At 68.6% G+C, this 20,672-nt stretch carries 21 protein-coding genes; 20 read left to right on the forward strand and 1 reads right to left on the reverse strand.

Annotation, left to right across the window (positions count from 1 at the left end; translation table 11 throughout):
- The first annotated feature begins 21 nt into the window (after nucleotides 1-21).
- The 4 genes from ACRYJK_RS01740 to ACRYJK_RS01755 are packed head-to-tail and all read left to right on the forward strand — an operon-like array spanning nucleotide 22 to nucleotide 2,975.
- Nucleotides 22-303, forward strand: coding sequence for an NAD(P) transhydrogenase subunit alpha part 2 (locus tag ACRYJK_RS01740; RefSeq protein ID WP_482665864.1), 282 nt, complete (start codon nucleotides 22-24; stop codon nucleotides 301-303).
- A gap of 58 nt (nucleotides 304-361) precedes the next feature.
- Complete coding sequence (locus ACRYJK_RS01745; protein ID WP_482667375.1) at nucleotides 362-1,801, forward strand: NAD(P)(+) transhydrogenase (Re/Si-specific) subunit beta; 1,440 nt, start codon at nucleotides 362-364, stop codon at nucleotides 1,799-1,801.
- On the forward strand, nucleotides 1,798-2,256 hold the full coding sequence (locus ACRYJK_RS01750) for a GNAT family N-acetyltransferase (RefSeq protein ID WP_482665865.1): 459 nt from the start codon (nucleotides 1,798-1,800) through the stop codon (nucleotides 2,254-2,256). The genes ACRYJK_RS01745 and ACRYJK_RS01750 overlap by 4 nt, the downstream gene beginning before the upstream one ends.
- Nucleotides 2,256-2,975: an aspartate/glutamate racemase family protein gene (locus ACRYJK_RS01755; RefSeq protein WP_482665866.1), complete on the forward strand. Its 720-nt coding sequence runs from the start codon at nucleotides 2,256-2,258 to the stop codon at nucleotides 2,973-2,975. Before ACRYJK_RS01750 ends, ACRYJK_RS01755 begins: the two co-directional genes overlap by 1 nt.
- Before the next feature lie 21 nt (nucleotides 2,976-2,996).
- Here ACRYJK_RS01755 and ACRYJK_RS01760 read toward each other — a convergent pair whose 3' ends face one another.
- Complete coding sequence (locus ACRYJK_RS01760) at nucleotides 2,997-3,446, reverse strand: DUF2147 domain-containing protein (RefSeq protein ID WP_482665867.1); 450 nt, start codon at nucleotides 3,444-3,446, stop codon at nucleotides 2,997-2,999.
- A gap of 148 nt (nucleotides 3,447-3,594) precedes the next feature.
- Between ACRYJK_RS01760 and ACRYJK_RS01765 the strand changes: the two genes are divergently transcribed.
- From ACRYJK_RS01765 to ACRYJK_RS01840, 16 genes are all read left to right on the forward strand, one after another.
- Nucleotides 3,595-3,951 (forward strand): hypothetical protein, encoded by a 357-nt coding sequence (locus tag ACRYJK_RS01765; protein WP_482665868.1) that lies wholly within the window; start codon nucleotides 3,595-3,597, stop codon nucleotides 3,949-3,951.
- 38 nt (nucleotides 3,952-3,989) lie between these two features.
- A complete protein-coding gene (locus ACRYJK_RS01770; protein WP_482665869.1) occupies nucleotides 3,990-4,748 on the forward strand; it encodes a motility-associated ABC transporter substrate-binding family protein in 759 nt (252 codons plus the stop codon).
- A 199-nt stretch (nucleotides 4,749-4,947) separates the two neighbouring features.
- Nucleotides 4,948-5,454, forward strand: coding sequence for a division/cell wall cluster transcriptional repressor MraZ (locus ACRYJK_RS01775; RefSeq protein ID WP_482665870.1), 507 nt, complete (start codon nucleotides 4,948-4,950; stop codon nucleotides 5,452-5,454).
- Nucleotides 5,451-6,434, forward strand: a complete 984-nt coding sequence (gene rsmH, locus ACRYJK_RS01780) for a 16S rRNA (cytosine(1402)-N(4))-methyltransferase RsmH (RefSeq protein WP_482665871.1) — start codon at nucleotides 5,451-5,453, stop codon at nucleotides 6,432-6,434. The genes ACRYJK_RS01775 and rsmH overlap by 4 nt, the downstream gene beginning before the upstream one ends.
- Nucleotides 6,431-6,859, forward strand: a complete 429-nt coding sequence (locus ACRYJK_RS01785; RefSeq protein WP_482665872.1) for a hypothetical protein — start codon at nucleotides 6,431-6,433, stop codon at nucleotides 6,857-6,859. The genes rsmH and ACRYJK_RS01785 overlap by 4 nt, the downstream gene beginning before the upstream one ends.
- Entirely contained in the window at nucleotides 6,856-8,721 is a 1,866-nt protein-coding gene (locus ACRYJK_RS01790; RefSeq protein ID WP_482665873.1) for a peptidoglycan D,D-transpeptidase FtsI family protein, read from the forward strand. Before ACRYJK_RS01785 ends, ACRYJK_RS01790 begins: the two co-directional genes overlap by 4 nt.
- A gap of 29 nt (nucleotides 8,722-8,750) precedes the next feature.
- The gene (locus ACRYJK_RS01795; RefSeq protein WP_482667376.1) at nucleotides 8,751-10,181 is read left to right on the forward strand and encodes a UDP-N-acetylmuramoyl-L-alanyl-D-glutamate--2,6-diaminopimelate ligase; all 1,431 of its coding nucleotides are present in this window, start codon (nucleotides 8,751-8,753) and stop codon (nucleotides 10,179-10,181) included.
- Entirely contained in the window at nucleotides 10,178-11,569 is a 1,392-nt protein-coding gene (locus ACRYJK_RS01800; protein ID WP_482665874.1) for a UDP-N-acetylmuramoyl-tripeptide--D-alanyl-D-alanine ligase, read from the forward strand. Before ACRYJK_RS01795 ends, ACRYJK_RS01800 begins: the two co-directional genes overlap by 4 nt.
- Nucleotides 11,569-12,639: a phospho-N-acetylmuramoyl-pentapeptide-transferase gene (gene mraY, locus ACRYJK_RS01805; RefSeq protein WP_482665875.1), complete on the forward strand. Its 1,071-nt coding sequence runs from the start codon at nucleotides 11,569-11,571 to the stop codon at nucleotides 12,637-12,639. The genes ACRYJK_RS01800 and mraY overlap by 1 nt, the downstream gene beginning before the upstream one ends.
- Complete coding sequence (gene murD / locus ACRYJK_RS01810) at nucleotides 12,636-13,970, forward strand: UDP-N-acetylmuramoyl-L-alanine--D-glutamate ligase (RefSeq protein ID WP_482665876.1); 1,335 nt, start codon at nucleotides 12,636-12,638, stop codon at nucleotides 13,968-13,970. The genes mraY and murD overlap by 4 nt, the downstream gene beginning before the upstream one ends.
- On the forward strand, nucleotides 13,967-15,214 hold the full coding sequence (locus ACRYJK_RS01815; protein WP_482665877.1) for an FtsW/RodA/SpoVE family cell cycle protein: 1,248 nt from the start codon (nucleotides 13,967-13,969) through the stop codon (nucleotides 15,212-15,214). The genes murD and ACRYJK_RS01815 overlap by 4 nt, the downstream gene beginning before the upstream one ends.
- On the forward strand, nucleotides 15,211-16,386 hold the full coding sequence (gene murG / locus ACRYJK_RS01820) for an undecaprenyldiphospho-muramoylpentapeptide beta-N-acetylglucosaminyltransferase (RefSeq protein WP_482665878.1): 1,176 nt from the start codon (nucleotides 15,211-15,213) through the stop codon (nucleotides 16,384-16,386). Before ACRYJK_RS01815 ends, murG begins: the two co-directional genes overlap by 4 nt.
- Complete coding sequence (gene murC / locus ACRYJK_RS01825) at nucleotides 16,383-17,810, forward strand: UDP-N-acetylmuramate--L-alanine ligase (protein ID WP_482665879.1); 1,428 nt, start codon at nucleotides 16,383-16,385, stop codon at nucleotides 17,808-17,810. Before murG ends, murC begins: the two co-directional genes overlap by 4 nt.
- Before the next feature lie 100 nt (nucleotides 17,811-17,910).
- Nucleotides 17,911-18,813 carry a UDP-N-acetylmuramate dehydrogenase gene (gene murB, locus ACRYJK_RS01830; RefSeq protein ID WP_482665880.1) on the forward strand — a complete coding sequence of 301 codons (903 nt, stop codon included), beginning with the start codon at nucleotides 17,911-17,913 and terminating at the stop codon, nucleotides 18,811-18,813.
- Nucleotides 18,810-19,736, forward strand: coding sequence for a D-alanine--D-alanine ligase (locus ACRYJK_RS01835; RefSeq protein ID WP_482665881.1), 927 nt, complete (start codon nucleotides 18,810-18,812; stop codon nucleotides 19,734-19,736). Before murB ends, ACRYJK_RS01835 begins: the two co-directional genes overlap by 4 nt.
- A complete protein-coding gene (locus ACRYJK_RS01840) occupies nucleotides 19,733-20,671 on the forward strand; it encodes a cell division protein FtsQ/DivIB (protein WP_482665882.1) in 939 nt (312 codons plus the stop codon). Before ACRYJK_RS01835 ends, ACRYJK_RS01840 begins: the two co-directional genes overlap by 4 nt.
- The last annotated feature ends 1 nt before the right edge of the window (nucleotide 20,672 follow it).

Raw genomic sequence — 20,672 nt, forward strand, 5'->3', positions numbered from 1 at the left:
CGCGGGGAAGGGTAGGGCCGCGTGGACTTCATCTCGATCCTGTCGATCTTCGTGCTGGCCTGTTTCGTCGGCTATTATGTCGTGTGGAGCGTCACCCCGGCGCTGCATACACCGCTGATGGCGGTCACCAACGCGATCTCGAGCGTGATCATCGTCGGCGCGCTGATCGCCAGCGCGGCGTCGGGAAGCGCCGCGGCGAAGTGGCTCGGGCTGGCGGCGGTGGTGCTGGCGAGCATCAACATCTTCGGCGGCTTCGCGGTCACCGAACGCATGCTCGCCATGTACAAGAAGAAGGAGCGCTGAGGCTGTGGCGTTGAGCCTTCCCGACCCGGTGCCTCCGACCATCGCCGAGCCGGGCGGGCTGCCTCAACTCGGGGAACACGCCGCGGCGAACCCCTGGGCGACGCTCGCCTACCTCGTCGCGGGGGTGTGTTTCATCCTCGCGCTGCGGGGGCTGTCGCATCCGACGACGGCGCGGCGGGGCAACATGCTCGGCATGGCGGGCATGGCGTTGGCGGTGGGCACCACGCTCGTCACGCACGAGCTGGCATCGTTACCGGAGATCCTTGCCGCGATCGGCATCGGCGGGGCGATCGGCTGGATCATCGCGCGGCGTATCGCGATGACTGACATGCCGCAGCTGGTGGCGGCGTTCCACAGCCTTGTGGGCCTCGCCGCGGTGCTGGTCGGATGGTCGGCCTACCTGAACCCGCTGGCGTTCGGCATCGCTGAGCCGGGCGGGGCGATCCACACGGTCAGCCGGGTCGAGCTGGCGCTGGGCGTCGCCATCGGGGCGATCACCTTTTCGGGCAGCATCATCGCTTTTCTCAAGCTAGCCGGGAAGATGAGCGGGAAGCCCATCCTGTTGCCGGGGCGGCACGTCATCAATCTCGGCACGCTGGCGGCGATCGTCGGGCTGACGGCGGCCTATGCGCTCGACCCGAGCGGCACGAGCCTCCCTTATCTCGCGATCATCACCGTGCTCGCCTTCGCCATCGGGTTTCTGCTGATCATCCCGATCGGCGGCGCGGATATGCCGGTCGTGGTGAGTATGCTCAACAGCTATTCGGGCTGGGCGGCGGCGGCGATGGGCTTCACGCTCGGCAATACCGCGATGATCATCACCGGCGCGCTGGTCGGCGCGTCGGGCGCGATCCTCTCCTACATCATGTGCCGCGCGATGAACCGAAGCTTCATCAGCGTCATCGCCGGGGGCTTTGGCGCCGAGGCGGGGGGAGGCGACGCTGCGGCGGCGACCGACCGTCCGTGGAAGCGCGGCTCCGCTGAAGATGCCGCCTACATGATGAGCCAGGCCGAAAGCGTCATCATCGTCCCCGGCTACGGCATGGCGGTGGCGCAGGCGCAGCACAGCCTGCGTGAGATGGCGGACCTCCTCAAGAAGGAGGGGGTCAGCGTCAAATACGCCATCCACCCCGTCGCAGGACGTATGCCGGGGCACATGAACGTGCTGCTCGCCGAAGCGAACGTCCCCTATGACGAGGTGTTCGAGCTCGAGGACATCAACGGCGAATTCGCGCAGGCCGACGTCGCCTTCATCATCGGCGCCAACGACGTGGTGAACCCTGCGGCCAAGAGCGATCCGAAATCGCCGATCTATGGCATGCCGGTGTTCGACGTCGACAAGGCCAAGACGGTGTTCTTCATCAAACGATCGATGGGCGGGGTCGGCTATGCCGGCGTCGACAACGACATCTTCTATCGCGACAACACGATGATGCTGCTCGCCGATGCGAAGAAGATGGTCGACGACATCGTCAAGGCGTTGGGTTCCGGGCATTGAGCGACGCGCGCCGCCACCGCATCATCCTCGACGAGACACCCGATGCCGACGTTCGCGAGGCGGTGCTGGCGCCGCTGCGCGACTATAACCGGGGGCGGGCGGGGGACGGGCGGCACGGCCGCTTTGCGCTACGGCTCGAACGCGACGGGGAGACGCTCGAAGGCGGGCTGTTCGCGAGCCACGGCTATGACTGGTGCTATGTCGACCTGCTGGTCGTGCCCGACGCGCTGCGGGGGACCGGGGTGGGCTCCGAGTTGATGGCGGCGGCCGAGGAGGAGGCACGCCGTCGCGGATGCGTCGGCATCTGGCTCACCACCTTTTCATTCCAGGCAAAGCCGTTTTACGAAAGCCTGGGCTTCAGGGAATTCGGGCGGCTGGACGATCATCCGGTCGGCCACAGTTGCCATTATCTGCACAAGCGGCTCGATACGCCGACGGTGTCGAAGGGGGATTGATGCGGACGCTTGGGATCATCGGCGGCCTCGGTTGGTCGGCGACCGAACGATACTATCGGCTGATCAACTCCGAAGTGCAGCGTCGCGTCGGGCCGGCCTGTTCGGCGCCGCTGCTGATCGACAGCCTCAATGCCTGCGATCTCCAGCGCCTGTCGAGCGATGCGGAGTGGGACCGCGCGGCCGAACGTCTGATCGCCAGCGCGCGTCGGCTGGAGCAGGCAGGGGCGAGCGCGCTGCTGATCGCCGCCAATTCCATGTACAAGGTCGCCGATCGTGTCGCGGCTAGCATCACCATCCCGCTGATCCACATTGTCGATCCTGTGGGGGAGGCGATGAAGGCGCGCGGGATCAAAACCGCAGCGCTGCTCGGCACCGCCAACGTGATGACCGAACGTTGGTATCGTCAGCGTCTCGTCAGCCATGGCGTCAGCCTCATTCCCGCCGACCCGGCGGTGGTCGAGCGGGTCGACCGCATCATCTACGACGAGCTGATGCGCGGCATCGTCAACCGCTCGTCCGAGCGGGAACTGCGGACGATCATCACCCAGTGGGACCAGCGGGACGTTGATGCGGTGGCGCTGGCATCGACTGAGCTTTCGATGCTGATCGATACCGAAGCGAACGTGCTGCCGATCTTCGATTCGGCAACGCTCCACGCGCGTGAGGGCGTCGAGTGGATCCTCGGCGACGCGGACGAGGCGGCGGCCGCGGCGGAGTGACCGCGACCGCCGTCGCGCGCGTCAAGAGGCGCGGATGAAGCTCACCTCGCGGCAGAAGACCGCGACGCATCCGCGCATCTTCAGCCCGTTGCCGCTGGGCACGAGGTTGGCGGTGAAGTGCCGCCCGTCCTGCGGACTGTAGCCGGGCCCCGTCCACCGGTTGCCTCGCCACGTCAGCGGCCCGAAGACCGTCAGCCCCGCCACGCGGCGCGTTCGCAGGTTGCGATCGGGGTTGCGGACATCGCGAGCATCGGCCGGCGTTCCCGCACCGAGGCGATCGACCGTACCGCACAGCTTGTCGCCCTGGCAGCGCGCAAAGCGGATGGTTGCGCCGTCGAACCCTTCGGCGAGGCGCCACACGCCGGTGGGAACGGTTGCGGGCGGCGATGCCGCGCTGGCTGGCGCCGACGATGCGGCCGGAGCGGACAGCAAGAGCAGCGCCGCGGTGGCGATCGAGGTACGATATAGCATGAAATCCCCTTGGCCCGTCGATCGGGAAAGCCTGCGTTGACTTGTGCGACGTGACGCTATGATTAACTGCAATGGTATGACCAACCCAATGTTCTCGGCGGACCCTCGGGCAACGGGGGCCTCACCTGTCACCGACGCGCGTGATCAGGTGCACTCGCCGCTCGCATCGGAGGACGCGCGTCGGCGTCTGCTGCTTGGTGCGGGTGGCACGATCATGATGCTGTTCGTCGTGACGATGACCGGAGTGGTGACGCGCCAGGCGCGCGAGAGCGCCAGTGCTCCTGCGCAAGCCGCTGCCGCTGCTGCGGCTGCGAGCTCGACCGCGTCGCCCACGCCCCCGTCCAATGCAAGCGCCTCCACCGACCCGCTCGGGGACGCGGCGCCCCTGGCAAAGGGGAAGGCGCCGGTAGGAACACCTGCGCCGGCTCCGACGGTTGCGCCCGCGACCGACGTCGGGGTGCAGGACCTTCCCTCCGCGACAGCTCCGGTCAAACCGCGACCGTGATCGGAGCGCGCAGGCGGGCCTGGCTGCTGCCCGCTGTGATGGCGGCACTCGCGGCGCTCGGGATCGGATGGGCGGTTGTCGCGCGCGATGGCGCGGGTCAGGCGAGTCCGCCTCCGTCAGCGGCGAAGAGCCCTGCGAAACCGCGCGTCCTGCTGCTGACCGGCGTGCCGCTGGCGGTGCCGCCCGACGCAAGCGCGCCCCTCGCGGGGTTCGCGGACGGCCCGTTGCTCGCCGAGGCGCGTCGCTCTTTTGGCATCGCGGAGGCGGACACACTGCCGCCGCCGGCGGGTTCGTCCGCACCGACCTGGTGGATTGCCCACCCCCGCGCGCTGCCCCCGGAGGGATTGGTCGCGATCGACGAGCATGTCCGATCCGGCGGGACGGTCCTCATCTTTGCCGACGGGCTCTATTCCGGCGAGCTGGCGCATCCGATCGGGGACCCCCGCAATCCGCCGGTGACCAGCCTGCTGACGCCGTTGCTCACCCGCTGGGGGCTCGTGCTCGACGCGCCGGAAGCCCTGTCCGCTCGCGAGCTGCAGGTGACGGCGGAAGGTCAGGCGGTGACCGTGCGGTCGCCGGGGCGACTGACCATTGAGCGTCCGCAAGAACCGTCGGCGGCAGCATCATGCCGGCTGAACTATGGCGGCCTGGTGGCGCGCTGCGATGTTGGGCGAGGCCATGCCGTCGTGGTGGCCGATGCAGACATGTTGGTGGAGCCGCTCATAGACGGGGTCGCGGCCAACCGGACCTGGGTCATACGTCAACTTGGCGACCTCATCTCACATCAGCGCGAATGAAACGCCACGGAAACGGAGATGGAACAAAAGGACAAAATCCCCAAACTGAAGGTAAAATCCCCATAAATCCCCCTTGATCCCCAGTGCGGTTGGGATAGGAAGTCCTTGGAGACGGGAGTCTGCCGGGGGGAAGTCAGCGTACATGCCGTGCTGATGGCGCCTCGATCGGCTCCCGTGTGGCAGGGGAAGGCACGCGAACATGGGGGGGAACGCTGTATTTACCGGCGTCGTCCTGACCCGGGTCGACGACAAGGGACGCCTCGCGCTCCCCGCCAGCCTGCGTAATTCGATTCCCGCCGAGGCAGGCGGTCGCATCTACATCGCCTTCCACGAAACGATGCCTTGCCTGATCGGGTCGGGCGCGGATTTCCCAACGCGGCTCGAGGCATATCTCGACGCGCGTGAGGAGGTCGCGATCCGCCGCAATCAGGATTTCGACCGCAACGCTGCAAGCCTGCGCCTTTACGGTGGTGAAAGCGTGCCGATCGACGGGTCGGGCCGCTTCACCATGCCCGAACTGCCCGCTGCCATTCAGGGCCTGGGCCAAGAGTTGCTAATGATGGGGCGCGGCCCCTATTTCGAGATTTGGGATCTCGAAGCGCTGCGGTCGAGCGACGATCCCGCGCTGGCTGACGCCCGCCGCTTTGCCGAGGGCGCGGTGCAGCTGCGCGACAAAAGCCCGCCGCGGCGGGGGCGGGGGGCGTGAGCGATGACGCGCGCCGACATATCCCCGTGCTGCTCGACGAGGTGGTGGCCGCGGTCGACCCGCGGCCAGGCCGCCGCATTCTCGACGGCACATTCGGCGCCGGCGGCTACACCCGCGCCTTCCTCGACCGGGGGGCGGACGTGATCGCGATCGATCGTGACCCCAGCGCCGTTGCGGCGGGACAGGCGCTCATGGACGCGAGCGGTGGTCGGCTGACGCTGGTCGAGGGACGCTTTGGCGAGCTCGACTCGATCGCCGCCGGGTGCGGCGCCGCGGTGGATGCGGTCGTGCTCGACATCGGCGTGTCATCGATGCAGCTCGACCAGTCGGAGCGCGGCTTTTCGTTTCAGGCCGATGGTCCGCTCGACATGCGCATGGCGGGCACCGCCAGCGACGAGACGAGCGCAGCGGAGTGGCTCAACCACGCCGAAGAAAGCGATATTGCCGACGTCCTCTACCATTATGGCGAGGAGCGGCAGTCGCGGCGGGTGGCGCGCGCGATCGTCGCGGCGCGGCCGCTGGCGACGACCGGCGACCTCGCCCGCGTCGTGCGCAAGGCGCTCGGTCACGCGCCGGGTGCGCCCAAGGATCCGGCGACGCGCAGCTTTCAGGCAGTGCGAATTCACGTCAACGACGAGCTGGGCGAGCTGGGGCGCGCGCTCGCGGCGGCGGAGCGGCTGCTCGGCGAGGGCGGACGGCTGGCGGTGGTCAGTTTTCACAGTCTCGAAGACCGGGCCGTGAAGCAGTTTCTCCGCGCGCGCAGTGGCGGCGACGCCGCCCCGTCGCGGCATTTGCCCAGCGCCTCGAATGCCAAGGCGCCGACCTTTACCTCGGTCAGTCGGGCCATCCGTCCGGGCGAGGTCGAGCTTGTCCGCAACCCGCGTGCCCGATCGGCGACGCTTCGCTTTGCCACCCGCACCGCCGCACCGGCCTGGCCGGCGGCACCCGCAACCCACCGCCAGGGGGAGACTGCACGATGAGCTATGCCGTCCGGAAACTTCAGGGTTTCGGCCTGATCGTCCTGCTCACCCTGTTCGTGCTTGGGGTATATGCGGTGAACCTGCGGGTTTCGGCGACGCTGTCGGAGTTGCGCAAGGTCAACGCCGAGATTGCTCAGCTCGAGGCAAGCAAGCGCGTCATCGAAGGCGACATCGCCGTCGTAGCCAGCGCTCGCCAGCTCGATCGCTGGAACCGCGATTACTTCGGGCTGGTTGCTCCGCAGGCGCAGCAGTTCGTCGAAAGCGAGCGCATGGCGAGCGCGCTCGATACACTCCGCCCCATCGGTCCGCCGCAGCGCAGTGCGCCGGTGCTGGCTTCGGCCATTCCTGACGAAGAGGTGGCGCCGGCACGCGTGACGTTGCAGCGGGTGGCGATGACCAGCATCGAAGGGCCGGTGCTGCGGTGAACGCGATCGCGCGCCCGTCGGTGATGCAACGCGCCGATGCGCGGCTGCGCTTTTCGCGCGTGGCGGAACAGCGGCTGCGCTGGCTGATGCTGGCGGCGCTGGGGGTCGCGGCGATCTTCATCCTGCGCATCGGACAGATCGCGGCCGGATCGTTGTTCAGCGATGCGCAGGCCCGTTCGCCGGCGGTGGGCGGGCGCGCCGACATCATCGACCGCAACGGCGTGCCGCTGGCGCGCACCATCACCGTCTCGTCGATCCGGGTGAGCAAGCCACGGCTGATGGGCAGCCCGCAATTGCGCGCCCGCCAGCTCGCGGCGATCTTTCCCGACACGAGCGAAGCGGAGTTCCTTCGCCGCCTGACGATGCGGTCTAGCGATTTCCTCGATACCGGCGCCAGCGGCGCTCAGGTCGCGCAGGTCGAGCCGCTGCTTGCGCGATATCGCCGCGATCGCGACGCCGACGCGTTCGCTGCGGCCATGGCGAGCGCGTTCCCGACGCGCGACGAGGCGGCGTGGAAACGGCGCATCCTGTCGAAATCAGGTGCGGTCATCCGTCACCGCGCGACGCTCGCGCAGCTGAACGCGGTCAACGAACTCGCCGACATCGCCTTCGAATATCCGCGTGAGCAGGACCGGCTCTACCCGCAGGGGCCGATGGCCGCGCATCTGCTCGGCTTCGTGACGCCCGGGCGCGGCGGGGCGATGGGGGTCGAGCGCAGCTTCGAGCGACAACTGTCAAATGCGAGCGGCGCCCCAGTCCAGCTTGCGCTGGACGCGCGGGTTCAGGCCGCGCTCGACCTCGAACTGAGCGATGCGGTGACCAAGCTCCAGGCCCAGGGCGGGGCGGGGGTGGTGCTCGACGTCAGCAACGGCGAGGTCGTGGCGATGGCGAGCTACCCGACCTTCGACCCCAACGACGTGCATTTCCCGACCGCGGAAGCGCAGTGGAACGGCGTCACTTACACGACCTACGAACTGGGCTCGACCTTTAAGCCGATTACCGTCGCGGCGGCGATGGACGCGGGCGTCGTGACCGACCTTGCGAAACGATATGATGCGACCCGGCCGGTGTCGGTTGGCGGCCACCAGATCCGCGACTCGCACTCGATGGGGCGCTGGATCAACGTCCCTGAAACGCTCATCCATTCATCAAACGTCGTCACCGCCCAGATCGCCGACAAGCTGGGGGCGGAACGGTTGCAGGCGACGTTCCGCGCGCTCGATTTCGACAAGCGGCCGAGCGTGGAGATCAACGAGCGTGGGCGCCCGATGTGGGCGTCCCCGTGGGGCCGCGCGACGACGATGACCGCGGGTTTCGGTCACTCGATCCAGGTGACGCCGCTGCACCTTGCCAGCGCCTATGCCGCGCTCGCCAACGGGGGCATCTATCATCCGCCGACCCTGCTCAAACGGCCGGCGGGGCCGGTGCCCGGGCGGCGGGTGTTCACCGAACAGACGAGCGCACGGATGCGTCAGCTGCTCCGCCTGATCGTCAGCGACGGCACGGGCAGCCGCGCCGATGCGCCGGGCTACCTCGTCGGCGGCAAGACCGGCTCGGCCGAGCGTGCGGTGGGCGGCCGCTACGTCGGCAACAGTGTCGTCGCGACGTTCGCCGGCGTGTTTCCGATGAACCGCCCGCGCTATGTCGTGCTGGTGATGATCGACCGCCCGCCGGGCAATGAATATTCGCTAGGCCAGCGCACGGCGGGCTTCACCGCCGCGCCGGTGGTGCGCAAAGTGGTCGAGCGGATCGGGCCGCTGGTCGGCATCTTCCCCGACACCCGCCGCGATCTCGACCTCAGCGATCTGACGCCGCTGCTGTGGCGGCCTCGCGCTCAGGCCAGCGGCGCGTCGGCGCGGTGAAAAGCTTAGGCGACGTCCTCCCGGCCGGCATTGGTCCGTTATCCGCGGAAGCGGCGGCGGTGCCGGTCGCGGGCGTCGCCATCGACCATCGTCAGGTCGCACCCGGCTATGTCTTCGGCGCCTTTCGCGGGAGCCGCTTCGACGGCGAAACGGTGATCGCGGCGGCTGTCGCACGCGGTGCGGTGGCGGTGGTGGCGCGACCGGAAGCTGACGTCGACGGTGCCGTCCATATCGCGAGCGACGAGTCCCGCCGCACCTTTGCCTTGCTGGCCGCGCGCTGGTTCGATCGCGCCCCGGCGACGACGGTTGCGGTCACCGGCACCAACGGCAAGACGTCCACGGTCGAACTGCTGCGGCAAATCTGGGCGCTGTCGGGCGAACGCGCCGCATCGATCGGGACACTGGGCGTGACCACCGCCAGCGGCACGGTCACGACCGGGCTCACGACGCCGGACATCGTCACCTTTCTCGGAAACTTGGCGGGTCTTGCGGCGGAGGGGGTCACCCATTGCGCCTTTGAGGCGTCGAGCCACGGGCTCGACCAGTATCGCACCGAAGGCCCGCGCATCGCGGCGGGCGCGTTCACCAATCTCAGCCGCGATCACCTCGACTATCATCCCGACATGGACGCCTATTTCGCGGCGAAGATGCGCTTGTTCGATGAGGTCGTCGCCGACGACGGCGCGGCGGTGGTATGGGCGAATGATGCGTGGTCCGCGCAGGCGTTGGCGCACGCGCGGCGACGCGGCCTCGACACCTATGCGGTCGGTGAAGCGGGAGAGTTCCTCCGCCTCGTCCAGCGCGAGCCGACGGCGCTCGGCCAGCAGCTGACGGTCGACGGTGCAGCGCTCGGGCGATCACGGCGGGTGATGCTCCCGCTGATCGGGGCCTATCAGGCGGCCAATGCGCTCACGGCCGCCGCGCTCGCCATGGCGACCGGCACCGACGCGGGCGCGGCGCTCGACGCCGTGCAGCGTGTGCAGCCGGTGCGCGGGCGGCTCGAACGCGCGGCGGTCACGCGCGAGGGGGTGCCGATCTATGTCGATTATGCGCACACGCCCGAGGCGTTGACCGCGGCGCTCGCGGCGCTGCGGCCCCATGCGGGCGGGAGGCTGATCTGCGTGTTCGGCGCCGGCGGCGACCGCGATGGCGGCAAGCGAGCGCCGATGGGCGCGGCGGCAGCGCGCGATGCGGATGTGGTGATCGTCACCGACGACAATCCGCGCGGCGAAGACCCTGCGCTGATCCGGCGCGCCGTGCTTGCCGGTGCCCCCGGCGCACGCGAGGTCGGCGACCGGCGGGCCGCGATCGCCGCAGCGGTGGCCGAGGCCCGCGCGGGCGACATCATCGTCGTCGCCGGCAAGGGGCATGAGCGCGGCCAGACCGTCGGAGCGGGCGAGGCGATGCGCGTGCTGCCCTTCGATGATGCGGTCGTCGCGCGCGAGGAGGCGGGCGCGTGAGCCTGTGGACCGCCGCCGAAATCGCCGAAGCCACGGGCGGCGTCGCCGGCGCGGACTTCACGGTCACCGGCGTCACCTTCGACAGTCGCGAGGTCGCATCCGGCGACCTCTTCATCGCGATGGTCGGCGAGACGATGGACGGCCATCGCTTCGTCGACGGCGCCATGGCGGCCGGTGCGGCGGGATTGATCGTCGACCGGGACGTGCCCCATCCGCATGTGCGCGTCGCCGACACGATGGCGGCGCTCGAGGCGCTTGGCCGTGCCGCCCGCGCGCGCACCAGCGCGACGGTGATTGGCGTCACCGGCTCGGTCGGCAAGACCGGAACCAAGGAAGCGCTCGCCGCCGCGCTCGACCGCGATTGCCCGGGCGAAGTGCATCGATCGGTCAAGAGCTACAATAATCACACCGGCGTCCCGCTCAGCCTCGCGCGGATGCCGCGCGATGCGCGCTACGCGGTGCTAGAGATGGGGATGAACCATGCTGGCGAGATCGCCGCGCTGACGCGCATGGTCCGCCCCCACATCGCGCTCGTCACCACCATCGCCCCGGCGCACATCGAGAATCTAGGCTCGATCGAGGCGATCGCCGACGCGAAGGCGGAGATCTTCGAGGGGTTGGAGCCCGGCGGGGTGGCGGTCCTCCCGTACGACAGCGCCCAACTTGATCGCCTGCGCGCGGCAGCGGAGCGGCTCGGGGCGCGCATCGTCACCTTTGGCACTCGCGAGGGCGCCGACGTCCGCGCGCTCGATTGGGTGGGCGATCCGGACACGGGGGGTAGCCTCGTGACGGCGCAGGTACACGACGCGACCTTGTGCTTTGCGCTGTCGCAGCCAGGCGATCACTGGGTCGTCAACGCGATGGGGGTTCTCGCCGCGGTGCAGACGGCGGGCGCGGACCTTAACGCCGCCGGGGTCGCGCTGGCCGACCTGCCTGGCATGGCCGGCCGAGGTGCGCGGCACCAGCTCGCGGTGGATGGCGGCGAAGCGCTGCTGATCGACGAAAGCTACAACGCCAACCCGGCGTCGATGGCCGCGACGCTCGCCAACCTCGGTCATATCGCCGCAGGCCGACGCCTCGCCGTGCTGGGGGCAATGAAGGAATTGGGCGAACAGGGGGCGCAGTTGCACGCCGATCTCGCCGCGCCGATCGCCGCGGCGCGCGTCGATCGCCTGTGGCTGGTGGGCGATGAAATGACGCCGTTGGCCGAGGCGCTTGCGCGACTACCCCTTGAGCGGCGACCCGAATTTGATCATGGCGCCGACGTCGAATCGGTCCTCGCGGCGCTGCGCGAAACATTGCGACCGGACGATGTCCTGCTCATCAAGGGGTCCAACTCGGTTGGCCTCGGTCGGCTGGTCACGGCGCTGACCGGCGAGGATGGCTGATGCTGTACCTGCTCGCCGAATGGTTGGGGTTTCCGGGCCCGCTCAATCTCGTCCGCTACCTCTCGTTCCGTTCCGGCGCGGCGATCGCGACAGCTTTGTTGATCGGACTGGTGCTCGGCCCCAAACTGATCCTCATCCTGCGGGTGCGCCAGGGCAAGGGCCAGCCGATCCGCGAAGATGGCCCCCAGAGCCACCTCGCGAAGCGGGGTACGCCGACCATGGGCGGGCTGCTCATCCTCGCATCGCTGCTGATTTCGGCGCTGCTGTGGATGGACCTCAACAACGTCTTCGTCTGGGCATGCCTGTTCGTCGCCTTCGGGTTCGGGGCAATCGGGTTCCTCGACGACCTCGACAAGGTGCGCAAGAATTCGCACCAAGGCGTTTCGGGCAAGGTTCGGCTGGCGATCGAATTCGCCATCGCCGCAGTCGTCGTATTCGTGATCGTGGAGCGGACGGGCACCGAGCTTTATCTGCCCTTCGCCAATCAGATCGTGATCGATCTGGGGCCGCTCTATTATGTGTTCGCGATGGTGCTGATCGTGGGCTTCGGCAATGCGGTGAACCTCACCGACGGGCTCGACGGGCTGGCGACGTTTCCGGTGATCATGACCGCGCTTGCGTTTCTCGTCATCACCTACCTGACCGGCAATGCGAAGTTCGCGGAATATCTCGGCATCGCGCATGTCCGCGGGGCGGGGGAGCTGGCGATTTTCTGCGGGGCGATCATGGGGGCGGGCCTCGCCTTTCTGTGGTTCAACGCGCCGCCGGCGGCGATCTTCATGGGCGACACCGGCAGCCTCGCGCTCGGCGGGGCGCTCGCCACCATCGCCGTCACCGCGCAGCATGAGCTGATCCTGCCGCTGATCGGCGGGCTGTTCGTGGTAGAGGCGCTGTCGGTCATCATTCAGGTGTTCTGGTACAAGCGCACCGGCAAACGCGTCTTTCGGATGGCGCCTATCCACCATCATTTCGAGCAGCTCGGCTGGCCGGAATCGACCGTGGTTATTAGGTTCTGGATCGTGTCGATCGTGCTGGCGCTGGCGGGGCTCGCCACGCTCAAGCTGCGGTGATCACCAGCGACGCCTTTTCTGGACAGCGTTTCGTCGTCGTCGGGCTGGCGCGCAGCGGCCTTGCTGCGACCCAGGCGCTCATCGCCAGCGGAGCGCATGTCACGGCGTGGGACGACCGCCCCGACGCGCGGGAGGCGGCGGCAGCGGCCGGCGCCCTGATCGCCGAGCCGGGGCCGGGGGCATTCGATGGCTGCGACGCACTGGTGCTGTCGCCGGGCATCGACCCGAAGCGAAGTCCTGCGGGGCTGGAGGCTCGCGCGGCGGGCGTTCCGATCATCGGCGACATCGAACTGTTCGCGCGAGCGCGCGCATCGCTGCCGCCGCACCGGCTCGTCGGCGTAACTGGCACCAACGGTAAATCCACCACCACGGCGCTCATCGCGCACTGTCTGGAGGTCGCGGGCCGCCCGACCGCGATGGGCGGGAATATCGGTGTCCCCGTGCTGGCGCTGGACCCGCTGCCTGAAGGCGGGGTCTACGTCCTGGAACTGTCGAGCTACCAGATCGACCAGACGCAGACGCTTGCCTGCGATGTCGCGGTGTTGACCAACGTGACACCCGATCACCTCGACCGATATGACGGCGACATGCGGACCTACGCCGACGCCAAGGAGCGACTGTTTACGCTGCAGGCCCGCGACGGCGTGGCGATCATCGCGACCGACAATGGCTGCTCGCGTGACATCGCCGGGCGGGTCGGTGATCGTGTCTGGCGGGTGTCGGCGCTCGACGTGATGCGCGATGCGCAGGCGGAGTGGCCGTCGCTCGCCGGACCGCACAACGCTGAAAACGCCGCCGTCGCGCGAGCCGCGCTGATCGCTCTCGGGCTGGACGAAGGCGACATCGACATGGGATTTCGCAGTTTTCGGGGGCTGCCACACCGGATGGAGCGCGTCGCGCAGGTCGCGGGCGTCACCTATGTCAACGACAGCAAGGCCACCAACGCCGACGCCACCGCGCCCGCGCTTGCGGCATTCCCGCGCAGTGACGGGCGGGCCCGTCTGCACTGGATCCTGGGGGGGCGGGCGAAGAGCGACGACCTCGGTGCCTGCCGGGCGAGTTTCGGCGATGTGGCGCGCGCGTACGTGATCGGTGAGGCGGCGGAGTCCTTCGCGAAGGTTCTGACGGCCGCCGGGGTCGAGGTCGTTCAAAGCGATACCCTCGATCGGGCGGTCGAGGATGCGGCCGGGGCCGCGCATCCCGGGGACGTGGTGCTGCTGTCGCCCTCGGCGGCGAGCTTCGATCAGTTCAGCGACTTCGAAGCGCGCGGCGATGCGTTCCGGCGGTATGTGACGGACCTTGCCGCGCGCGTGAACGGGGAGGTTCGATGAACGTCGATGATGCAGAGCGGGGAGTGGTCGCGTCGCCGGTGATCAGCGCCGACCTTCTGGTCCACCGCCGCCGCCCGGCGCCGCTCAGCCGCGCCGACCGGAGCCCGCTGGCGCGATGGTATGCGGAGGTGGATCGGGTATCGCTCGGGCTGATCCTGTCGCTGATGGCGATCGGTCTGCTGGCGGTCGCGGTCGCATCGCCGGTGGGGGTGCAGTCGCTCGAGCGGATCGCGGGCGGTGGCGTCACCTACCCGCCGCTCTACTATTTCTGGCGGCAGATTTTCTGGGTGGCGACCGGGATCATGATCCTGCTCGCGGTGGCGACGCGCAGCAAGGCGGAGATCAAGCGGATCGCCTTTTGGGGGCTGATCATCGGGGTGATCGCGCTGTTCGCGGTGCTCGTCGTCGGCACGGGCGCGAAGGGGTCGGTGCGCTGGCTCGGGAGCGGGGGCTTTCGGGTTCAGCCATCGGAGTTTCTAAAGCCGGTGTTCGCGGTTGCGGTCGGCTGGATCCTCTCCTGCAAGGTGGAGGACGACAAGCTGCCGGTGTTCGCGCTCAGCTTTGCGCTGACGCTGCTGATCGTGATGCTGCTCATGCTGCAGACGGACCTTGGTCAGTCGGTCCTCTACCTCGGCACGTGGATCGCGCTCGCCTTTGTCGCCGGCCTGTCCCTGCGCAGCATCGGCCTCGCCGCCGCCGGCGGGCTGGTCGGCGTCGGAGTGGCGTATCTCACCTATGATACCGCGCGGCGCCGGATCGACAGCTTCCTGTTCGGGGAGGGCGACACGCACCAGGTCGACCGGGGGCTCGACACGTTGAGCAATTCGGGGCTGATCGGGTCGGGTCCGTTCAGCGGCACCGCCAAGTTTCGCTTACCCGAAGCGCACACCGACTTTATCTTTTCGGTCATCGGCGAAGAGTTCGGGCTGATCGCCTGCGCCGGCATCCTGATCGTCTACGTCGCGCTGGTTGTCCGCACCATTCAGAGGCTGCGAGAGGAACGCGACCAGTTCGTCATCCTCGCCGGCGCGGGGCTGATCCTGCAGTTTACCGCGCAGGTGTTCATCAACATCGCCGTCAACCTCCAGATCGCGCCGACCAAGGGGATGACGCTGCCGTTTATCAGCTATGGCGGGTCGTCGTTGTGGGCGCTCAGCCTGACGATGGGGTTGCTGCTCGCCTTGACGCGCCGCAACCCCTATCGGGCAAGCCATCGCAACGCGCCTCTGTGGAACCCACGATGACCATCACCCGCCATTTCCTTCTCGCGGCCGGCGGTACGGGGGGGCACATGATGCCCGCCTACGCGCTCGCGCGCGAGCTGATCGCGCGCGGACATCGCGTGGCGCTGGTGACCGACGCGCGGGGTGCGCGCATTGGCGGGGCGCCCGACGAGCTGGCGGTTCACATCCTCCCCGCCGGGCGACTGGGCGGCGGGCCGATCGGATGGGCAAAGGCTGCGCGTGCGATCTGGCAGGGGCGAAACGCCGCCAAGGGGCTGATCCGTGAATTTCAGCCTTCCGCGGCCGTCGGCTTTGGCGGTTATCCGGCTCTCCCGGCGCTGCTCGCGGCGCAAGCCATGCGGGTACCAAGCGCCATCCACGAACAGAATGCCGTGCTCGGTCGCGTGAACCGGCTGCTCGCGCGGCGGGTCGCCTGCATCGCGACCGCTTACCCGAAGGTGCAGCGCATTCCGGACGGCTGCGCGGACAAGGTGACGCTGGTCGGCAACCCGGTGCGCGAAGAGGTGCTGGCGCTGCGCACCAAGGGCTATCCGCCCTACACCGACGCCGGAGTGCTGCGCATCCTCGTGACCGGGGGCAGCCAGGGCGCGGGGATTTTCGCCGACGTGGTGCCGCAGGCGCTGTCGCTGATGCCGACGTCGCTGCGTCAGCGGCTGCAGGTCACTCAGCAGGCGCGGGCGGAGGATATCGATCGCGTGCGTGCCGCCTACCGCGACCATGCCATCCCGGCGGAGGTCGCGACCTACCTCGACGACATGCCGGCGAAGCTCGATTGGGCGCATCTCGTGATCGCGCGCGCGGGCGCGTCGACGGTCGCCGAACTGACGGTGGCCGGGCGTCCCTCGATCCTCGTCCCGTTGCCGATCGCGACGGATGACCATCAGACCCACAATGTCGAGCAGCTGGTGGCGGCGGGCGGCGGTTGGGCCATCGCGCAGCCGCAATTCACCGTCGCCGAACTCGCCAAGCGCGTGCAGCGGCTGGCCCACGACGGCGAAGCCCTAGAGGCGGCGGCGACGGCGGCGCTCTCCTGCGGTCGTCCCGACGCGACCCGCGACCTTGCAGACCTCATCGAACGATGCGGCGGCGCGGGCGACATGCAGGCGATCCATCGCTTCGATGCACAGGCGAGCGGAGCAGTCGCCGCGACGTCGGGAGCGTTCGTCCGGTGAAGGGCGTCGCGACCGACATCGGCACCATCCACTTCGTCGGCATCGGCGGCATCGGCATGTCCGGCATCGCCGAGGTGATGCACAACCTTGGCTACCTCGTGCAGGGCAGCGACATGGCGGAGGGCTATGTCGTCGAAGGACTGCGCGCGCGGGGTATCCCGGTGACCATCGGCCATGCCGCGGAGAATCTGGGCGATGCGGCGGTGGTGGTCACCTCGACCGCGGTCAGCCGGAAAACCAACCCGGAGGTCGAGGCGGCCTATCAGCGGCGCATCCCCGTCGTGCGCCGGGCGGAGATGCTGGCCGAACTGATGCGGCTCAAATCGACGGTCGCGGTGGCAGGGACCCACGGCAAGACGACAACCACCAGCCTCGTCGCATCGCTGCTCGACGCGGGCGGGCTTGACCCCACGGTTATTAACGGTGGGATCATCAACCACTACGGCTCCAACGCGCGGCTCGGCGCGTCCGACTGGATGGTGGTGGAGGCGGACGAGAGCGACGGCAGCTTCCTGCGGCTCGACGGGACGGTGGCGGTGGTCACCAACATCGACCCCGAACATCTCGACCATTGGGGCGACTTCGACGCGGTCAAGGACGCCTTCGTCGAATTCATCGAGAACGTGCCCTTTTACGGCGCTGCCATCCTCTGCCTCGATCATCCGGAGGTGCAGGCGATCGTTCCGCGCATCCGCGACCGGCGCATCATCACCTACGGTTTTTCGGCGCAGGCCGATGTGCGCGGCACCAATCTCGAGGTCGTGCCTGGTGGTAATCGCTTCGACGTCGTGGTGCGCTCGGGTGAGGGGGAGAGCCGCACGATCAGCGGCGTGACGCTGCCGATGGCCGGACGGCACAATGTGCAAAATGCGCTCGCCGCCGTCGCGGTCGCCACGCACCTCGGGGTCGACGATGCCACGATCGCGCGCGGCTTCGCAGCGTTCGAAGGCGTCAAGCGGCGCTTCAGCCATGTCGGCGACGTCGCGGCCGACGGTGGCAGCGTGCGCATCATCGACGATTACGCGCACCATCCGGTGGAGGTGCAGGCGGTGCTCGCCGCGGCGCGGGAAAGCGCGGGCTCGGCGCGGGTGATCGCGGTGGTTCAGCCGCACCGCTACTCGCGCCTGTCGCACCACATGGACGCGTTCCAGCAAGCCTTCAACGATGCGGACCGGGTGCTGGTGCTGCCGGTCTACGCCGCGGGTGAAGCGCCGATCGAGGGGGTCGACGCGGGCGCGCTCGCGGCAGGGCTCAACGCGCGCGGTCACCGCGCTGCGGTGGCGGTCGACGGGCCTGATGCGCTGGTGGAGCGGCTGCGTGACGATCTGGCGAGCGGACAGCTCGGCGCCGGGGACATCGTGGTGTGCATGGGCGCCGGCGACATCACCAAGATCGCCGCTGGTATGGCGGAGCGTCTGCGGTGAGTGCAGTCGTTCTCAATCGTCATGCTGAACTTGTTGCAGCATTCACCGCGAACGCTGCGACATGGACCCTGAAACAAGTTCAGGGTGACGGTGCGCTTTAATGGGCGATGTGACCTTCGACCTCCCCACACCTCGCGGCAAGCTCACGCCCGCGGCGCCGCTGGCACCGTTGACCTGGTTCAAAAGCGGCGGCGCGGCACAGGCCTTGTTCGAGCCGGCGGACGCCGACGATCTGGCGACGTTCCTCGCCGCGCTGGACCCCGCAGTGCCCGTGCTGGCGCTCGGACTGGGGTCGAACATGATCGTGCGCGACGGTGGGTTTCCCGGCGTCGTGGTGCGGCTGGGCAAGCCGTTCGCCAAGGTCACGCGCGTCGATGCGACGACGCTCGATTGCGGCGGTGGGGCGAGCGGTATCCTCGTATCGTCGACAGCGCGCGACGCCAGCATCGGCGGGCTCGAGTTTCTGCGCTCGATCCCGGGCACCGTCGGGGGCTTCGTGCGGATGAATGGCGGCGCCTACGGTCGCGAAACGGCGGAAATGCTGGTCGACTGCGACGTGGTGCTGCGATCGGGGGAGCGCCGCACGCTGGCGCCGGAGCAGCTCAGATACAGCTACCGCCATAGCGAATTGCCCGATGGCGCGATCGTCGTCGGCGCGCGCTTTCGCGGGGTACCGGCGGAGTCCGCCGCGGTGCAGGCGGAGATGGACCGCATCGCCGCCGCGCGTGAGGCGTCGCAGCCGCTGCGCAGCAAGACCGGCGGATCGACCTTTAAGAACCCGCCAGGCGACAAGGCGTGGCGGCTGGTCGATGCGGCCGGCTGTCGCGGGCTGACGCTGGGCGGCGCGCAGGTCAGCGAGAAGCATTGCAATTTCCTCATCAACACCGGCACTGCGACCAGCGCCGATATCGAGGCGCTGGGTGACGAGGTGCGTCGCCGGGTAAAGGAAGCGGAGGGGGTGACCCTCGAATGGGAGATCGAACGCGTGGGGTTGGCGAAGTGAGCGAGCGCGGGCCCTGGCACGTCGCCGTCCTGATGGGCGGCTGGTCGAACGAGCGCGAGGTGTCGCTGACCAGCGGCAAAGGCGTCGCCGAAGCGCTGCGCAGTCGCGGGCATCGCGTGACGGAAATCGACATGAACCGTGACGTCGCCGAGCGCCTCGCCGAAGCCAAGCCCGACGTGGTCTTCAACGCGCTGCACGGTGTGCCGGGGGAGGACGGCTCCGTGCAGGGGATGCTCGACCTGATGGGGCTCCCCTACACCCATTCGGGCCTCGTCACCTCGGTCATCGCCATTGACAAGGAGCTGACCAAGCAGCGGCTCGTCCCGCACGGGATTCCCATGCCGACCGGGACCATTGTCACCAGCGAAAGTCTGTTCGAAGGCGATCCGCTGCCGCGTCCTTATGTGCTGAAGCCGGTCAACGAAGGGTCATCGGTCGGCGTCGCGATCGTTGCCGAAGGAGGCAACTACGGCGATCCGATCGGTCGCGACACCGTCGGTCCCTGGCAGGAGTTCGCCGAGCTGCTCGCCGAACCCTATATCAAGGGCCGCGAGCTGACCGTGGCCGTGCTGGGCGACGAAGCACTGGCGGTTACCGAACTCAAGGTGCCAAGCGGTTTCTACGACTATGACGCCAAATATACCGCCGGCGTTACCGAACATGTCTGCCCGGCCGACCTGCCGCCAGCGATTGCGCAGCGGATGATGGACCTCGCGCAGGAGGCGCATCGGTTGCTCGCCTGCCAGGGCGCGTCGCGCAGCGATTTCCGCTGGGACGAGGAGCAGGGTGAGGGCGGCATCTACTTGCTCGAGGTCAACACGCAGCCGGGCATGACGCCGCTGAGCCTCGTGCCGGAACAGGCCAAATATCGCGGCATCGCCTATGAGGAGCTGGTCGAGCGACTGGTCGCAGCGGCGCTGTGAGCCGGACGGGCGCCCGTACCCAGACGGTGCGCCGCGGTGCCGCGCCGGCGCGGTCGCGCGGCGCGGCCAAGCGCGCGACGCGCCGCCCGCTCGGCCCGCGCCTGCTCGAACGTCAGCCGCTGCCGCCGCATGTCGTGCGGCGGATCATGGTGACGCTGCTGACGCTGCTGTTCATCGCTGCGCTGATCGGACTGGCGGTCGTCACCGGCGCCGCCGCGTTCGTTCGGGACGAGGCGGTGGCGGCGGTGGGGCGTGCGGGGTTTTCCGTGAAGCGGATCGAGGTGGTGGGTGCGAACCGGCTCGACCGGCTCAAGGTCTATGATGTCGCGCTGCGTCAGAAGGATCGCTCGATGGCGGCGTTCGATCTGGAGGAGGTACGGCGCGAGCTGCTGGCGGATGGCTGGGTCGCCGACGCGCGCGTGTCGCGTCGCCTGCCCGACACGCTGGTCATCGACCTCGTTGAGCGCAGCCCGGTCGCAGTGTGGCAGCGCGCCGGTGGACATGTGCTGATCGACGCGAGCGGGCGGCCTTTGCCGGACGTTGCGCCGGGTGCGGTGCCGGGCTTGCCGGTGCTGGTCTCCGATCAGCCGGCGCGCGACCTCGCCGCTTATCAGCGGCTGACCGCGGCCGCGCCCGCCTTGCGCGAGCAGATTACCGGCGGGGCATGGGTTGGCGAGCGACGCTGGAACATCAGTTTCCGCAGCGGCGAGACGCTGCTGCTTCCCGAAGGCGAGGCCCGCGCAAAAGATGCGCTGACCGAATTCGCGCAGATGGACGGCACGTCGCGTTTGCTAGGACGTGGCATCACGCGCTTCGACATGCGGGTTCCGGGTCGGTTGGTCTATCGCCCGACCCGCGAAGGTGACCTCGGCGACCTCGGCCTGGTCACCGGCAGCGACCGTGCGGTCGTGCCCGCCGCGAAGGGCGAGAACTGAC

It is taken from the genome of Sphingomonas sp. BLHR8 (assembly GCF_056821725.1).

What these genes read in the sequence shown, in the direction of transcription:
- ACRYJK_RS01755 (WP_482665866.1), top strand. Translation starts at nt 2,256, where the DNA reads ATGCGGACGCTTGGGATCATCGGCGGCCTCGGTTGGTCGGCGACCGAA.
- ACRYJK_RS01760 (WP_482665867.1), bottom strand. Translation starts at nt 3,446, where the DNA reads ATGCTATATCGTACCTCGATCGCCACCGCGGCGCTGCTCTTGCTGTCC.
- ACRYJK_RS01770 (WP_482665869.1), top strand. Translation starts at nt 3,990, where the DNA reads ATGGCGGCACTCGCGGCGCTCGGGATCGGATGGGCGGTTGTCGCGCGC.
- ACRYJK_RS01775 (WP_482665870.1), top strand. Translation starts at nt 4,948, where the DNA reads ATGGGGGGGAACGCTGTATTTACCGGCGTCGTCCTGACCCGGGTCGAC.
- ACRYJK_RS01785 (WP_482665872.1), top strand. Translation starts at nt 6,431, where the DNA reads ATGAGCTATGCCGTCCGGAAACTTCAGGGTTTCGGCCTGATCGTCCTG.
- mraY (WP_482665875.1), top strand. Translation starts at nt 11,569, where the DNA reads ATGCTGTACCTGCTCGCCGAATGGTTGGGGTTTCCGGGCCCGCTCAAT.
- ACRYJK_RS01815 (WP_482665877.1), top strand. Translation starts at nt 13,967, where the DNA reads ATGAACGTCGATGATGCAGAGCGGGGAGTGGTCGCGTCGCCGGTGATC.
- murG (WP_482665878.1), top strand. Translation starts at nt 15,211, where the DNA reads ATGACCATCACCCGCCATTTCCTTCTCGCGGCCGGCGGTACGGGGGGG.
- murB (WP_482665880.1), top strand. Translation starts at nt 17,911, where the DNA reads ATGGGCGATGTGACCTTCGACCTCCCCACACCTCGCGGCAAGCTCACG.